15 protein-coding genes are annotated in these 15,578 nt (G+C 63.1%); 4 read left to right on the forward strand and 11 right to left on the reverse strand.

Going from position 1 to position 15,578, the window contains the following annotated elements; translation table 11 throughout:
- Positions 1 to 127 precede the first annotated feature (127 nt).
- From S7S_RS09475 to S7S_RS09490, 5 genes are all read right to left on the reverse strand, one after another.
- The gene (locus S7S_RS09475; protein ID WP_008735566.1) at positions 128 to 958 is read right to left on the reverse strand and encodes a 23S rRNA (adenine(2030)-N(6))-methyltransferase RlmJ; all 831 of its coding nucleotides are present in this window, start codon (positions 956 to 958) and stop codon (positions 128 to 130) included.
- A 92-nt stretch (positions 959 to 1,050) separates the two neighbouring features.
- Complete coding sequence (locus tag S7S_RS19835) at positions 1,051 to 1,188, reverse strand: hypothetical protein (RefSeq protein WP_169745559.1); 138 nt, start codon at positions 1,186 to 1,188, stop codon at positions 1,051 to 1,053.
- Between the two features lie 233 nt (positions 1,189 to 1,421).
- The gene (locus tag S7S_RS09480) at positions 1,422 to 2,999 is read right to left on the reverse strand and encodes an FGGY-family carbohydrate kinase (RefSeq protein WP_008735565.1); all 1,578 of its coding nucleotides are present in this window, start codon (positions 2,997 to 2,999) and stop codon (positions 1,422 to 1,424) included.
- Entirely contained in the window at positions 2,996 to 4,495 is a 1,500-nt protein-coding gene (locus S7S_RS09485; RefSeq protein ID WP_008735564.1) for a glycerol-3-phosphate dehydrogenase/oxidase, read from the reverse strand. Before S7S_RS09485 ends, S7S_RS09480 begins: the two co-directional genes overlap by 4 nt.
- A 4-nt stretch (positions 4,496 to 4,499) precedes the next feature.
- Positions 4,500 to 6,095, reverse strand: a complete 1,596-nt coding sequence (locus S7S_RS09490; RefSeq protein WP_008735563.1) for an FAD-binding oxidoreductase — start codon at positions 6,093 to 6,095, stop codon at positions 4,500 to 4,502.
- A gap of 120 nt (positions 6,096 to 6,215) precedes the next feature.
- On the opposite strand from S7S_RS09490, the gene S7S_RS09495 reads away from it, so the two are divergent.
- Positions 6,216 to 6,899, forward strand: coding sequence for a GNAT family N-acetyltransferase (locus tag S7S_RS09495; RefSeq protein ID WP_008735562.1), 684 nt, complete (start codon positions 6,216 to 6,218; stop codon positions 6,897 to 6,899).
- On the opposite strand, the gene S7S_RS09500 is transcribed toward S7S_RS09495, so the two are convergent.
- Positions 6,893 to 7,741 carry a lysophospholipid acyltransferase family protein gene (locus S7S_RS09500; RefSeq protein ID WP_008735561.1) on the reverse strand — a complete coding sequence of 283 codons (849 nt, stop codon included), beginning with the start codon at positions 7,739 to 7,741 and terminating at the stop codon, positions 6,893 to 6,895. The two genes, S7S_RS09495 and S7S_RS09500, sit on opposite strands and share 7 nt — an antisense overlap.
- 119 nt (positions 7,742 to 7,860) lie before the next feature.
- Here S7S_RS09500 and S7S_RS09505 point away from each other — a divergent pair, with 119 nt between their 5' ends.
- Positions 7,861 to 8,526 (forward strand): YiaD family glycine zipper/OmpA-like lipoprotein, encoded by a 666-nt coding sequence (locus S7S_RS09505; protein ID WP_035203945.1) that lies wholly within the window; start codon positions 7,861 to 7,863, stop codon positions 8,524 to 8,526.
- Positions 8,527 to 8,640: 114 nt separating this feature from the next.
- Here S7S_RS09505 and S7S_RS09510 read toward each other — a convergent pair whose 3' ends face one another.
- From S7S_RS09510 to S7S_RS09520, 3 genes are all read right to left on the reverse strand, one after another.
- Positions 8,641 to 9,753: a ferritin-like domain-containing protein gene (locus S7S_RS09510; RefSeq protein ID WP_008735559.1), complete on the reverse strand. Its 1,113-nt coding sequence runs from the start codon at positions 9,751 to 9,753 to the stop codon at positions 8,641 to 8,643.
- Positions 9,754 to 9,947: 194 nt separating this feature from the next.
- Positions 9,948 to 10,403 carry a PaaI family thioesterase gene (locus S7S_RS09515; RefSeq protein ID WP_008735558.1) on the reverse strand — a complete coding sequence of 152 codons (456 nt, stop codon included), beginning with the start codon at positions 10,401 to 10,403 and terminating at the stop codon, positions 9,948 to 9,950.
- Positions 10,403 to 10,888 (reverse strand): PaaI family thioesterase, encoded by a 486-nt coding sequence (locus S7S_RS09520; protein WP_008735557.1) that lies wholly within the window; start codon positions 10,886 to 10,888, stop codon positions 10,403 to 10,405. Before S7S_RS09520 ends, S7S_RS09515 begins: the two co-directional genes overlap by 1 nt.
- 97 nt (positions 10,889 to 10,985) lie before the next feature.
- On the opposite strand from S7S_RS09520, the gene S7S_RS09525 reads away from it, so the two are divergent.
- Positions 10,986 to 12,143, forward strand: coding sequence for an alpha/beta fold hydrolase (locus tag S7S_RS09525; protein ID WP_008735556.1), 1,158 nt, complete (start codon positions 10,986 to 10,988; stop codon positions 12,141 to 12,143).
- On the opposite strand, the gene S7S_RS09530 is transcribed toward S7S_RS09525, so the two are convergent.
- Together S7S_RS09530 and S7S_RS09535 are read right to left on the reverse strand one after the other, a co-directional pair.
- Positions 12,128 to 12,940 carry a hypothetical protein gene (locus S7S_RS09530; RefSeq protein ID WP_008735555.1) on the reverse strand — a complete coding sequence of 271 codons (813 nt, stop codon included), beginning with the start codon at positions 12,938 to 12,940 and terminating at the stop codon, positions 12,128 to 12,130. The genes S7S_RS09525 and S7S_RS09530 overlap by 16 nt on opposite strands.
- Positions 12,941 to 13,039: 99 nt before the next feature.
- Positions 13,040 to 13,822, reverse strand: a complete 783-nt coding sequence (locus tag S7S_RS09535) for a ParA family protein (RefSeq protein ID WP_008735554.1) — start codon at positions 13,820 to 13,822, stop codon at positions 13,040 to 13,042.
- A 382-nt stretch (positions 13,823 to 14,204) separates the two neighbouring features.
- Here S7S_RS09535 and S7S_RS09540 point away from each other — a divergent pair, with 382 nt between their 5' ends.
- Positions 14,205 to 15,557 carry a cytochrome P450 gene (locus S7S_RS09540; RefSeq protein WP_008735553.1) on the forward strand — a complete coding sequence of 451 codons (1,353 nt, stop codon included), beginning with the start codon at positions 14,205 to 14,207 and terminating at the stop codon, positions 15,555 to 15,557.
- The last annotated feature ends 21 nt before the right edge of the window (positions 15,558 to 15,578 follow it).

Genomic DNA, 15,578 nt, shown 5'->3' on the forward strand with positions numbered 1-15,578 from the left:
AGGGTTTCTCAGGACGCCAGTACAAGCTTTTCTGACAGCCCCCCACCGGCCTCAAAGACAACCGGGGTGTTCACTGAATACGCTGACTCGCGGATAACGTCAATGCGCATGCTGCCAAAGTGCTACCTCAGAAATGTTCTGACACGAAAATTTCGAGGCTGGCCGCTGCGCCCTGCCCCAGCGGTGCGAACCAGCCGGCCAGGTTGCGCAGCTGCTCCGGGAGCAGATAGGGAGGGTTCAGCAGCAGCAGGCCCGAGCCATTCATGCCCATGCCGGCCGGGCGCACACGCAATTCACTGCGCAGCCAGGGCAGCCCGGCATCGCACAGCCGGCGCAGCATTTTCTGGTGACGGCCGTCGGCCAGCAGCGGATACCAGAGCAGGTAGACCCCCGTGGGCCAGCGTTGCGTCCCGCGCAGCACCGCACTGGTGACGGCATCGTAGTCACCGGCGCGCTCGTAGCTTGGATCGATCAACACCAGGCCACGGCGGCTCGCCGGGGGCAGCAAGGCATGGGCGGCTTCCAGCGCGTCGCGCCGGTGCAGGTGGACGCGGGCATGATTGGCAAAGGTCTGTTGCAGCGCGGCGAATTCCTGCGGATGCAGTTCGCACAACACCAGGTCTGTACCGTCGCGGGTCAGGAGTTCCGTGATCAGTGGCGAGCCCGGATACCAGCGCAGGGTCTCGCTCTGCGGATTCAGTGCGCGCAGGGCGTGGCGATAATCGCCCAGCAGCTCCGGCCAGGGTTGTTGCCACTGGCGCAGAATGCCCAGTGTCGCTTCGCCGGTCTTTTGCGCTTCAACCGCCTGCAGGTCATAGCGTCCCCGGCCGGCGTAAAGATCAAACACGGTGAAGGGTTTCGGTTTGCGGCGCAGGTAGTTGAGCACCAGCGACAGGACCGCGTGCTTGTGCACATCGGCGAAATTGCCGGCGTGATAGCCGTGCTGGTAACTGAGCATGAAGACCTGCCTGCGGGAGAGCGAGGAGAAAGGCGGGCTATTCTAGGGGCAAAGCCCCGCACCGGCCAGCGAATGGCCGGTGCGGTGATCGTTCAGAGCCGGTCGGCAATGCTGATCGCCAGCAGGCCGCAACCGATACCGGTCAGTGTGATGCGCAATAACCATTCTCGTAGCGTAGGGCCGTCCACCAGCAGCAGCCAGTGATCCAGCTTGCGTTGCCAATTATTCATTTTCAGGTCCCCCCAGACCTAATTCCCTGAATAGACAGCCGTTATGCCGGCTGCGATTCATCCCTGCGGGCGACAACCCGACTGCTCGCAGAGAAGACGACGGGCCGCAGGACACACGCATGTCCCCGTACATCTTCACGCGCCGAATGTGACACGCCTCACAACTCTTGCACAATAGGGGTGCACGCCGGGTTAAAACTTTCGGACGCCGGGTCCACGTTTGCCATCCCGGTTCAGGGGGTGCGGGGATAACCTGTAATGGTGCGGATACGGCGATAGAGCGGCGACAGCCGTCCATAGAGGGCGCGGTAAACCTCCCGGTAAAGCCGCTCATACAGGGCGTGTTGCTGAGGATCAGGCTGGAACACCTGCCCGACCCGCGTCATGGCCGCCACGGCGGCGACATGGTCCGGATACAGGCCTGCCCCCACCGCAGCGTTGATCGCTGCCCCCAGACCGGAGGTTTCACTGGTGTGCGGGCGTTCGGCCGGCAGGCCAAAGATATCGGCGGTGATCTGCATGATCAGGTCGCTCTGCGAGCCGCCGCCGGATACGCGGAGCCTTTTCACCGGCACGCGGTTGCGTCGTGCCAGCCGCTCCTTGCCGTCGCGCAGCGCGTAGCCGATACCTTCGATAATGGCGCGGTACAGGTGCGCGCGGGTGTGTACATCACCGAAGCCGATGATGGCGCCCTTCGCTTCCGGGCCGGGGAAACGCACTCCCGGGTTCCAGAAGGGTTGCAGCATCAGCCCCATGGCGCCCGGTGGTGATTGCGCCAGCAGGCTGTCGAACAGAATTTCCGGCTCAATGCCCTGCCGCGCGGCCTCCAGCACTTCAGCCTGGGCAAATTCGCGCTTGAACCAGTTCACCATCCAGTAGCCGCGCTGGACGATGATCTCCGAGTTGTAGTGTCCGGGCACGGCAGCCTGATACGGCGGCACAAACGGCTGCGGCTCGACGTAACGGGTATTGCAGGTGTTGTAGGTGGCGGTGGTGCCGTAGCTGAGGCTGCCGGTGTCCGGCGTCAATGCACCGGCGCCGAGCACTTCGCAGGCTTTGTCGGCACCGGCGGCGTAGAACAGGGTTCCGGCCGGGATGCCGGTGGCGGCGGCAGCCTCGTCACTGATCGGCCCGATCAGTTCACCGGCCTCCAGCAATGGCGGCAGTTGCTCTCGCTTCACGCGCAGTGCCCGCCATTTCAGGTCATGCCGCCCGGCCCAGTCCCCCCGCCGGAAATCGAACGGCAAGTACCCCACCTGGGAAGCCCGTGCATCACATAGCCGGCCGGTCAGCCGATGTGTCAGATAACCGGACAGCAGCAGGAAGTGCCGGGTGCGGGCCCAGATATCCGGTTCATCGGCGGCCAGCCAGTTGCATTCGGCCTTGGACTGAAACTGACGCAGGGTCTGCCGCTGGCCGAGCAGCGCCACGGGCGCGGCCAGCCACCAGGGTAACCGGGGGAAGTCGGAGGTGCGGCGCTGATCCAGCCAGATAACCGCTGGCCGCAATGGTTGGTAGTGCTCATCAAGACACACCACCGAGGCCCGTTGTGTGGTCAGGGCGGCACCGCGTATCCGCTCGCGCAGTGCGCTGTGCGTGTCCCAGAGTTGCTGGCAGGCGCGGCACAGGCTGTCCCAGAAATACGCGCAGTGCTGTTCGGCGTAGCCAGGCCGCGCGGAAAAATACGCGTCGATGTGCACCTGCGAACGCGCCACCAGTGTGCCGTTCAGGTCGAACAGCATGGCGCGCACGCTCTGCGTCCCCTGATCAATGGCCAGCAGCAGCGGCCCCTTGTCGAGCGGCTCGTTCATGCGGCTTCGATTGCCGGGGCCGGCAGGCTGTAGAAGCGCTGCACAATGCGCTGGTAGCGCGTCAGTTCGGTCGCCCAGCGCGCCTCGTCCCAGCCGAGCTGCGCGCAAATCTGCGCACGCAGGCCCGCCAGTGTGGTGGCGCCGCCATCGGGCAGCAGGTTGCCGAGACGGGTCCGGCGCAACATCAGGTCGTCCAGGTGCTGCACCATTTCGTTGTCCAGCACCCAGCGCACCTGCTCGCTCAGTGCTTCGCCCTGTGGCCAGGCATGCAGCGGATGTCCCAGCCCGGCCGGCAGGGACGGCGCCTGGCGGAACAGTCGCGGTGTATTGAGCAGGCGGCGATGGGTCTGGCGGTCAATCAATGTGGCGGCCAGCAACGCATCCAGGGCAATGACACGGAACGTTGTCAGCTTGCCGCCGCTGACGGTAATCACGCCATCCTGGGTCCAGACGGCATGGTCACGGCGTTCTTTCGACGGATCCAGCCCTTTGCCGGAGGAAATCACCGGGCGCACCCCGGCCATGGTCGAGACGATGTCCTCTTCAGTGAGATGGATATCCGGAAACTGGGTGTTGACCAGCCGCAGCAGGTAATCGATCTCGCGCTGGCTGACACGCGGCTCCAGGTCCAGGTCGTCGCCATGATCCAGATCGGTGGTGCCGATGCAGGTCAGTCCTTCCCAGGGGAAGACGAACACCGGCCGGCCGTCGTCCGGGTGCATCACGGTCAGGCAGTCCTTCACGGGCAGGCGTGCGGAGGCCACGAACAGATGACTGCCACGCAGTGGCCTGACCCGTGCGCTGGCGCCGGACAGCCTGTCGGCCCAGGCGCCGGTGGCATTGATCACATGGCGGCTGCGCAGGGTATGGCGTGCGCCGGTCACGCTGTCCTTCAGCACCAGTTGCATGTCGCCTGGTGTACCACTGACGGACTCTGCACCGGCATAATTGATCATTGCCCCGCCCTCGGCGGCGGCCTCATGCAACACGCGCAATACCAGGCGGCTGTCATCGGTCAGCGCGTCAGTGTAGCTCATGGCACCTTCCACCTGATCGTGGCGCAGCGCCGGCACCCGCTCGGCCAGTTCTTTCGCCGACACCCAGCGATGGTCGCGGATGCGCGCCAGACGATCATACAGCCACAACACCAGGGTCATGGCCCAGCGACCGGGGAACTGGCCACGGCGGATCGGAAACAGGTAGGTCTGGCGCACCACCAGCCCCGGCAACTCGCACAGCAGCCGTTCGCGCTCGCGTAGTGCTTCACGGGTCAGGCGGATATCGCCCTGGGCGATATAGCGCAAACCACCGTGGACCATCTTCGAGGAACGGCTTGAAGTTCCCCATGCAAAATCATGTTTTTCAAGCAAAAGAACCTTCAGTCCGAGTTGCGCTGCTTGCAGCAGCACCCCGGCGCCGGTAATCCCTCCGCCAATCACCACCAGATCCCACTGGCTGTCCGCCAGCGACGCCGGGTCGGGTCGCTTGCCAGGCATCACGTCACTTCTCCTGTAACAGGCAGCCCGGGTTCAACCGGGCTTGCGGATCAAAATGCGTCGCCAGCGCCTGCAACGCTGACATCCCCCGTGCGCCTTTTTCGGCGGCCAGCCAAGGGGCATGGTCTCGCCCTACTCCGTGCTGGTGACTGATGGTCCCGCCGTGGGCGACGATTGCCTCCGAGGCGGCGGTTTTCATCTTGCGCCACTGGGCCAGCGTGGTGGCGTAGTCGTCCGCGCACCGGAACACGTAGGTGGTATAGATACTCGAGCCTTGCGGATAAAGGTGTGACAGATGGGTGAAAACATGCGTTTTCTCACCCTCACCTGACGCGCCGTGCAAGGCGGTTTCGATGGCGTCGACCATGGTCGGGACGCGTGCCCAGTCGACACTGGTTTCCAGCGTGTCCACCACGTAGCCATGCTCCCACAGACCGTGCCGCAGGTACGGGGAGCGGAACCGCGCGTCCTCCCATTTGCGTCCCAGCAGGCGGCCGGTGTTGACGCCGCCGGCGCGGCGGATGCGCCGCAGCACATCGGCCAGCAGGCGGCGCGACGGCGCCCGTTCGCCAGTGACGCCGAAGGTGACCATGCACTTGCCCTCGCCACAGCCACGCAGGGACAGATAGCGCTCCAGCCAGGCCACCAGTTGTTCATGGCCGGCCAGTGTCAGTTGGGTCCGTGTTTCCTCAGCGTTGGACAGGCGCAGCATCGACAGTGGCACCCGCGCCTGCACCAGGCTGCGCACCAGTGCCACGGCGCCCGGCCAGTCCGGCATAAAGGCGACATGGAAGGATTCGTGCTCCGGCAGCGGTGTTACGCGCAGGGCGACTTCACTGATGATGCCGAACCGCCCTTCGCTGCCGAGCACGACTTCGCGCAGGTCCGGTCCGGCAGACGACGCCGGCAGAGTCGGTATATCCAGTGTGCCGTCCAGGGTTTCCATGCTGCCGCCGGCAAACAGTTGCTCGATGCGGCCATAGCGCAGTGACTGCTGGCCGCTGGAGCGGCTGGCCACCCAGCCGCCCACGGTGGACAGTTCCCAGGATTGCGGGAAGTGACCTAACACGTAACCGTGCTCGCGCAACTGCTGTTCGACGGCCGGACCATTGGTGCCTGGCCCGAAGCGGGCGATCTGGCTTTCACGGTCCAGCGACAACAGGCGATTCATGCGCGCCAGGCTCAGCGTCAGCACAGGCTTTTCCTGCGCTGGCGGATTGATGTGGCCGGCCACGGAGGTGCCGCCCCCGTAGGGCACCAGCAACACATCCTGCTCGGCAGCCCAGGCCAGCAGCGCGCGGATATCGTCGGCACTTTCCGGCTCGGCCACGCCGTCGGGAAAGACGCCAAACTCCCCGGAGCGCATCGCCAGCCAGTCTGGCAGGCTCTGGCCACGGGCATGGCGGACACGGATATCGGCAGCCGTGTTGACCAGTGGGTGAGCCGGCAACCGGGACGCCGGCACACGTGCCAGCACCTGCTCCCAGGTGGCATCGGGCAGCGGCCGGCCAGGTCCGAGGGTGTCCCTGAGAAACGCCAGCCCGGAGGCTTTCAGCGGAAAATCGTTGGCGTCATCGCCCCAGCCGTTCCAGCGTCGCATCGGTGAATAGTCTCCTTCATGGCACAGACCGCTATCAGGGTGCAGTATGCTAACGACAGCCCGCCCCCCTTTCACTGGCGCGACCGGCCAGCACATGGACATTTCAGGACAGGGATTTTTATGCGCACACCGCCGGATTCCTCCGAACCTGCCGGCAGTATTGACCAGTTGCCGGACCAGCACCACGGGCTGCGACGGGCGGTGGCAGCAGATATCCCGGCGTTGTCGGCGATGCTGGCGCGGGCGTTCTCGGATGATCCGTTCTGGCGCTGGATGGCACCATCGGGGCCAGGCTACAGCACGCGGCTGGAGCGGGCCTTCAACGCGCAACTGAAGCATCTGGCGATGCCTGGCGGGCTGGTGCACTGCCTGCCGGATCATCAGGGCGCGGCACTCTGGTCGCCGCCGGGCACCTGGAATACCAGCCTGCTTGGCCACCTGCGCTACATGCCCGATCTGGTGCGCCTGTGCGGCGCGCACCGTTTACCGCAGCGTCTGTACGGCATCCAGCAGGTACAGCACTTTCATCCGTCCGCGCCGCATTTTTACCTGCAGGTGCTGGCCGTGGACCCGGCCAGTCAGGGGAAGGGATTGTCGAGGCAATTACTCGAACCTGTGCTCACACACTGCGACCAGGCGCAGCTGCCGGCCTATCTGGAAACCTGCAACCCGGACAATATCGGCGTGTATCAGCATTTTGGTTTTCGCGTCTGCCAGCAGCTGCGACTACCCGCCGGCGGCCCCACCGCCTGGTGCCTGTGGCGCAGCGGGACATCCGGGCAACGCTGGCAACCCGGTTACTGATCCCGCAGCAGCCAGCGACGCCACCGGCTCAGGGACGGCCGCTCTGCCGCGCGCGCCTGTTCCAGTGCCGCGATCATGCCGTTGATGCTGTCCGCCACCTGCTCACGCACCTGCCACTGCACGGCCGGGTCCTGTTCCTGCCCTTGCAGTGCGGACGTGCTGATCGGCGCACCAATGCGAAAATGAAACGGTTCCGGACGCGGCATCAGCGTGGGGCCGATCCCCTTCGCCAACGGCATGAACAGATCCCCGTCACGCAGCTTTTTTGCCACGGCATCACGCGACAGCAGCCAGCGGCCAAGCCGTGACGCACGGAAATCATGGCCGTCATACAGAATGCGCCAGCTTTCATCGCAGCCCACCGAGGCAAACGGAATAATGTCGTAGCCATGGGCAATGGCCATGCGGGCAAAGCCGGTACGCTTTTTCCACACCAGCCGGTTGATCTCGTCGCGGCGTTTGGCCACCTCGCGCGCACCACCGGGGAACACCAGAATGTGCTGCCCCTGGTCCATCAGCGCGCGGCAGTTTTCCGGCGTGCCGGGCACGGCGCCGAAATGTTCCAGCAGGCGCCCCCAGCCGGGCGTGACGAAATGGAAATGATCACCAAGGCTGCGCGGAAAAACACCGGTGCGACGGTATAGTTCGCTGACGAACAGCGGCGAATCGACAATGCCGTACATGGCGTGATTGCCGACAAACAATGCCGGGCGCGCGGGATTGACGTGCTCTTCACCACTCAGCGTCGGCGCAAAGTACCAACGCTGGAACGCCAGTACTGACTGCAACAGGCGCAATGATGGTGGCCGGAAGTCGGTCAGTGACGCAGCCTGTCGGCTCATGCAGTAAATTCCTGTCAATTTTGCGGTCGCGGAGCTTACCACATGACAGACGCGCTTTCGCCAACCTGTCATTTCCCGTAATGTCACCGTAAAGTCAAACCACCCACTCAGGAGCAACTATGAGAATAATTGCGGGAAGCGCTTTTCTGGTAGGGATGCTGGCCCTGCAGGGTTGCCAGACAATCAATCCCTATACCGGCGAGCAACAGACCAGCAAGGCGACCAGCGGTGCAGCCATCGGCGCGGCTGTTGGCGCACTGGTCGGCATCGCCACCTCCGACAGTGCCAAGGAACGCAAGGAGCGTGCGCTGGCCGGAGCCGGCATCGGTGCGGTCGCTGGTGGTGGCGTGGGCTACTACATGGATGTGCAGGAAGCCAAGCTGCGTGAAAAGCTCCAGGGCACCGGCGTTTCCGTGACCCGTGATGGCGAGAACATCATCCTCAATATGCCCGGCAGCATTACCTTCGATACCGATTCCTACCAGCTCAAGTCACAGTTTTCGCCAGTGCTGGAATCCGTTGCCGAAGTGCTGAAAGAGTATAAATCCACCATGATTCAGGTCGGCGGCCACACTGACAGCACGGGCAGCGTGCAGTACAACATGCTGCTGTCGCAGCAACGCGCCCAGTCAGTGGCCAATGCCCTTGGCCGCGCCGGTGTCGAGCAGGTGCGCATGGATATCGTCGGCTTTGGTCCGCACCAGCCGGTGGCCAGCAACGATTCCGCCAGCGGGCGTTCACAGAACCGCCGTGTGGAACTGACCCTGTTGCCTTACACGAAGTAACGGCAACGCAGGACTGCTGTTATGTAAAGCCCCGGCTCAGCCGGGGTTTTTACGTTGTGGCCAGGGTGGAAAAGACCAGGCCCTTTACGAAGGGCCTGGCAACACAAGGCCGTATCAGGACACCTTTTCGTACAGTGGCCGCGACAGTTCGGCCCAGTCGATCTGGCCATCGTCCAGCAGGTTTTCGAATTGCAGGATGCCCAGCTCCTCGAACTTCGGCCGCACCTTGTCGGTCAGCAGGCCGATCCGCTTGAGATTCGGAATGATGCGGGTGAACAGCAAATTGCGGAACTGCGCCATGATGTGCGACTCCAGTACCTGCTTCCGCGCTTTCTCGCCATCCCAGCCGAATTCGGCAAACACTTCGGTGGCAATCAGCCGCTCGCGCATCACCACGCAGGCCTCAAAGGCAAACTGCGCCCGATCCTCTCGCTCTTCATCCGTCAGGGTGCTGACGAAATCCTCCAGATAGTTGACCCCGAAGGTCACATGCCGCGCCTCGTCGCGAATCACCAGGGTGATCAGTTGCGTCAGCAACGGGTCCTTGGCCGTCAGCTTGAGGGTGTTGAAGGCGGCCAGGGCCAGCCCCTCGATGATGATCTGCATGCCGATGAACTTCAGGTCCCAGCGCGGATCGGACAGGATCTTGTCCAGCAGCACTTTCAGGTTCGGGTTGATCGGGTACAGGATGCCGATCTTTTCCTGCAGGTAACGGGTAAAGGCCTCGACGTGGCGTGCTTCGTCGAAGGTCTGCGACGCGGCATAGAGCTTGGCATCGTAGGTCGGTGCGCAGGAGGCCAGCTGTGACGCCACCAGCAACGCACCCTGCTCGCCGTGCATGAACTGCGCCAGCATCCAGGCGAGGTTGTGCCAGCCGAAGCGCAGTTTTTCCTCGTCGGAAAGCGTTTCGAACGGTTCCCAGCCACTGAACGGATTGAAGTTCTGGTCGAGCGGGATTTCGGATTTCGGGTAAGTCTGGCTCCAGTCCAGGTCCATGTCCGCGTTCCAGTTCAGCTCTTTGCCCAGTCGGTAGAGCTTACGGATACGACCGTCGGCGGAGCTGTAGTCCCAGTTGTAGTGGCCGGTCAGTGGCGTCTGGAAGATCTCCACCACATCCTGCACATGGCCGGGTTGCAGGCGCTGTTCGATATCGTCCGCGCCGGGACCGTCCCAGTTGTCGTAGTAGGTGATGGTGTCCGGCGGCGATTCAATCCGCTTGATGTCCATGGGTAGCGCACCTCTGTCTTGTTGTTGGCGTTTCAGGCCCTCGGGGCCAGGGGCAGTGTCCTCAAAGCTAGCCCTCCAGGTGGCCGACAACAATGTCGCGCAATGACAATAAACACCCTGTCTGGCGCGAAATCACAATCACACCAGCGGAATGTCAAACTGATATACCCGATGTGAAACAAAGAGATATACAACTAATCTGAGGCTGTTTCTTCAGACAATAGAAAGTGAGCCCGGGCAATGGCGATAGGCTCTGCTCGGCGCACCTGCCAGGCACTGATATGGACATTGGCCACTCGCCGGCCAAGGCGCGTCACCCGACACTCGGCAAAGGTGTCACGAAAATGCCCGGCGCGCAGATAGTCCATGGTGAAGTCGATGGTCTTCGGCACGCGCGGCTCGCCCATCTCCAGCAGCAGAAAGATGATCGCCGCCTGCTCCAGAAAGCCGGCCACGGCGCCGCCATGCAGGGCCGGCAGGGTCGGGTTGCCCAGATTGGTGTCTGATTTCGGCAGGATGAACAACAGCTCTTCGCCGCGCGCCACGGCCTCAATACCGAGAAAGCGGGCATAGGGTACGCGCTCGATCAGCATCTGGTACGGGGTTTCGCCGCGGCGGCAGCTTTCCACCAGGGTTTTCAGGGCATCCATCAATTCACCACCTTGCTGGCACCGGGAAGTTTCATGCGCATGTAGGTGGCCAGGCCCGTGGCCAGCAGGTCGTCGCTGGCCGGCTCCTGGTCGGTACTCTCCTCGAACACTGACATGCGCACGAAGGCCACATGCTGGCTGAGCCGGTAGCACTGCGCTTCGCACACCACCGCGTGGCCCGGGCGCGGTGCCCGCAGGTGGTCCACGCGCATGTCGATGGTCGGGGTGATCTCAAAGTCGGGGAAGATCAGACAGGCATTGGCCAGGCCACCGGCCTGGTCCATCAGGGCGAAGATGGCGCCACCATGGGTGACGCCGGTGTCCGGGTTGCCAACCAGCTTGTCCTGGTATGGCATGCGCACGCGCACGTTGTCCTCGCCCGCCTCGAGCACATCGAGGCCAAGCAGCGTGGAGTGTTTGACGGAGGCGACAAAGCGCTTGCAGATATCCAGGCGGGTGTACCCGGGGGCGTCCGGTGAAGTCACGGCGGTCAATTCCTGTGTGGCGTCATGCGGGCATTATGCGCGCCGCAACGTACCATGGAAACGTCAGACATCAACGGCGTGTTGCCGAGGGCCCTCCATGTCACAGCCAGGCTTGCTGAAATCCGGTTTGCGTGCCCTCCGGCACGCGGTCGAGCGGCGGCGTCATCCACAGCGTTTTATCCTGGTGGACCAGACGCCGTGGGAAGAGATCTTCCGCGACGACATCATGTCGGTGCGCCGCTACCGCCTGCCGGCCATGGACCAGATCACTGTGGACGGTGAGCCGGTCCCGGTGGCCGGCGCCTCGGCACGCACGCCCCTGCTGCTGGTACCGGCACTGGGTATCCATGCCTGGACCTTCGACATCATGCCCAATCGCAGCATGGTGCGTTACCTGATGGCACGCGGCTTTGACGTCTATCTGCTCGACTGGGGCCGCCCGTCCGCCTCGCAGCGCGACCTGCACCTGGATACCTACGTCAATGACTGGATGCCGGCCGCCGTGCGCGCGGTCGTGCAGGACAGCGGTGCCAGCGAGATCAGCCTGCTCGGTTACTGCATGGGTGGCCTGCTGTGCATGATGTACCTGGGCGGCCACAAGGACGCACCGGTAGCCAATCTGGTCACCATCGCCAGCCCGGTGGATTTCCACAAGAGCGGTGCCTACGGCCGTCTGTTCAGCCTGGTCAGTGTGCCGGCGCTGAAAGCGCACGCCTGGTTCAGGCTGCGTCTGGAACCGCTGGACGACAGCCTGTTCCACATTCCTGCCAACCTGCTCTCCCTCGGCTTCAAGCTGACCAACCCGCCCGGTGTGGTGGCCTCGTACCTGGACCTGGTGCGCAATATCAGTGATCGCGATTACGTCACTGAGTACATGACCATGGGCCAGTGGTTCAACGATATGGTGGATTACCCCGGCGCCATCGTGCGCGAGGTGATCGAGAAGATGATCATCGGCAACGATATTGCCGGCGGCCACATCCGGATCGGCCAGCGCACCGCCCGGCTCGCCGATGTGCGCTGCAACCTGCTGGCACTGGCCGGCAGTACTGACAGCATCGTCACCATCCGGGCAGCGCGGGCGGTAATGGGCCTGGTGGGTGCACAGGACAAGCGCTTTGAGGTGGTGCCCGGCGGGCATGCCGGCGTGTTTGCCGGCAGCAAGGCGCCGGATCATACCTGGCGCCTGATCGCTGACTGGTTGCTGCCGCGCTCCGGGCGGATGCGGCAGCGCAGGCCTCAGCCGGCAGCCTGAGCCGGTGCCGGCATACTGGTGGCCTGGTCCAGCGTGTTGATGATCTGTTCGGTGTAGCGGTGCACCAGGAAGGGTACCGAGTCCTCGTAGAACTTCACCAGTGACTCGCGGATGAATGACCATTTGCTTGCCACCTGTTCAAGCGCGCGGTTGACGGCTTCATCGTCGCGATACTTGCGCCGGGTGTCCTGCAGCAGGGTATCAAACGCCGGCACGGCGTCGCGGAATTCCAGCCGCCCTTCCCCGGTATCTACCGCCATGCCCCCGGCGGGATCGGCAGCCAGTGCCAGGTATTCCGAGGCCATGCGCTGCATGTAGGCTGCCATCTGCCAGAGATCGGCGTGCTCCGCCTCGGCCGCGCCGAAATTGTCCAGCCGGGAACTCATTACCGCCGCCAGGCGGTTCACATCCTGGGCCGCGTAGGTATCGGTGTAGCCCAGTTCGGCAACGGTGTTCCTGTTGGCCGCCTTCAGAAACTCCTCCCACGAGGGCGTCAGGTTGTTCAGCAATGCTTCTTCCTGCTCGCTTTCTGCCTCCCGGGCCAGCGCCTGGAAGGTGGTGCGGCCCTGCTGCATGCTGCTTTCAAGCTGGTCATGGTAGGCACTGTCACCCCCCATCACGGTGTACATATGGAAATCGGCACGGATGCGCCAGATATCCAGCTGCAACTGCTCCACCGCAACGCGATCAATCGCGGCACTGGCCAGTGAGGGAATCAGCAGTATCAGAGCGAGGACAAGGCGGTACACAGCACGCAACGGCAAAGCCCCCCGGTGACGGGTGGAATGATCTGTCATGGTGTTCTCCCGAAATATTATTGTTCTGCCTTTGCCGGGAGATTAAACCTTGTACAAAAATATGTCACGCCGCCGCCCGGGCGGCGTGGGGATGACCCGTCAGACGCGCGCCAGGGCGTTGTGCAACGCAGTGAATTCTTCCGTCAGCTTGTGCCGGGGAGCGAGGTGTACCAGCGGCTTGCACTGGTCATGGGATTCACGCATCACCACGCTGGCGGACAGATAGCTGCCGATGATCGGCAGGCCTTCTTCGGTCAGGCTGTCGACCAGCTGCTGCGGCAACCGCGCGCGCGGCTGGAACTGGTTCACCACAATGCCTTCTACTTCCAGGCTGTCGTTGTGGTCGTCACGGGCTTCGCGGATGTTATCCAGCAGCGTATACAGCGCCTTCCGCGAGAAGGCATCGCAGTCGAACGGAATCAGCACCCGTTCGGCGGCAATCAGGGCTGACAGCGTGTAGAAGTTATAGGCTGGCGGTGTGTCGATATAGATGACATCGAACTCGCGCTCCAGCGCCTTGACCAATGAACGCAGCTTGTAGATCTTGTGCTTGCTTTCCAGCATGTGCTCGATCTCGCCCAACTCGGGATTCGAGGGCAGCACGAACAGGTTCTCGAAGGCCGTGGCGTGCACATATTCCTGCGGATCCTTTTCCTTCAGGCGGAAGGAAAGCGTTTGCGCAAAGAAAGTGCCCACATTCGGGGTCGGCCCGTCGCCGTCATGGTAGGCCGCCATGCCAAGCAGGTACTGGCTGGCGTTGCATTGCGGGTCCAGATCAAGCACCAGGGTACGCAGCCCCTGGCTGGCACTGATCGCGGCCAGATTGACCGTAATGCTGGACTTCCCCACCCCGCCCTTCTGGTTGAACACCACTCGACGCATCCCATGCACTCCTTAAGGGTCTGTTGATGTTTCGTTCACCGCCGCGCCGGCGCCATGATACAGAGCCGCGCCGCGCGCCGCGAGAAACAGGCGTGCCATAACAGGCGCTGTCAGACAAACATCAGGTTATGCACAGATCCGGTGGATCACCCTGTGAATAAACCTGGCACAACCCGCCGTTGCGCCCACGGTACGGGCCCCGCAGCGGTCGCGTACAAGAACTGAGCACCCGTCGTAGCCAGCCTGGAAAAAGCTGTTTACCTGCAACCGGAATCGCTTGCCAAGTGGCCAGCGCGGCCTATCATGAGGAAAAGAATACACGGCGTATACCCTGCTCGCAGACCTCTGAGCGGCGCCACGCCCGACTATCAGGAGAACTTTCATGAGCAGCAGTGTGCCGTTCTCGCCGATTCCCGTCGGCAGTGACCTCAAACCCATTCCCGGCGACCCCGGCTGGCCACTGGTGGGTCTCACGCTGCACCTGATGCGCAATCCGCTCGGCATCGCCCGCGAGCGTTACGACCGTTACGGTGCGGCATCCTGGACCAACGCGTTCGGCCTGCGCATGGTCAGCCTGATCGGCCCGGACGCAAACGAATTCGTGCTGTTGAACAAAGGCGACCTGTTCTCCAATCACCAGGGCTGGGATTACTTCATTGGCCGCTTTTTCCATCGCGGCATCATGCTGCTGGATTTCGAAGAGCATCGCTGGCACCGGAAGATCATGCAGCAGGCGTTCAAGACCGACGTGCTGCGCGAGTACATCACCCGCATGGGGCCAGGCATTCATAAAGGCCTTGACGCCTGGCAACCGGCATCCGGCTTCCTGATGCTGCCAGCGATCAAGCAACTGACGCTGGACCTGGCCACGGATGTCTTCATGGGGCACAGCCTTGGCGACGAAGCTGATCAGGTAAACCAGGCCTTCGTCGACACCGTGCGGGCTGGCACGGCGATACTGCGCTTCAATGTGCCCGGCGGCCGCTGGTGGCGCGGCCTGAGAGGCCGTCGTGTGCTGGAGGCGTTCTTTCGCCGTGAGTTGCCGGCCAAGCGCCGCAGTCAGGGCCACGACCTGTTCAGTGCCCTGTGCCGGGCAGAAACTGAGGATGGCGAACGTTTCAGTGATGAAGACGTGGTCAACCACATGATCTTCCTGATGATGGCAGCCCACGACACGACCACCATCACCCTGTGCAACATGGTCTACTGGCTGGCGCGCCATCCCGAGTGGCAGCAACGCCTGCGCGCAGAAAGCCTGGCGCTGGGCAAGCAGGCCCTGGAATACGACGATCTGGCGCAACTGGAAGGGGCGTCGCTGGTGATGAAGGAAGCGCTGCGGCTGTGCGCACCGGTGCCGAGCATTCCGCGCAAGACCGTGCGCGACGCAGAATTCCGGGGCTACCACCTCCCGGCCGGCACACTGGTGTCGATCAGCCCGTTCTTCACCCACCACATGCACGAGTACTGGCCGGAGCCAGAACGGTTCGACCCGGAACGGTTCGCGCCGGACCGCCGGGAAGACAAAGTACATCCCTACGCCTGGGTGCCATTCGGCGGTGGTGCGCACAAGTGCATCGGGCTGCATTTCGCCGAGTTGCAGGTGAAGGCGGTGTTGCACCAGTTGCTGCAGCAATTTGAGTGGTCGGTGGCACCGGATTATGAGATGCCACTGGACATGACCAGCCTGCCGGTGCCGAGTGACGGTTTGCCTGTCGTCCTGAAACGCCGTGCCTGACCGCCCCGGTGAGGCCGCGCC

The sequence above is a fragment of the Isoalcanivorax pacificus W11-5 genome, assembly GCF_000299335.2.
Taxonomy (GTDB): domain Bacteria; phylum Pseudomonadota; class Gammaproteobacteria; order Pseudomonadales; family Alcanivoracaceae; genus Isoalcanivorax; species Isoalcanivorax pacificus.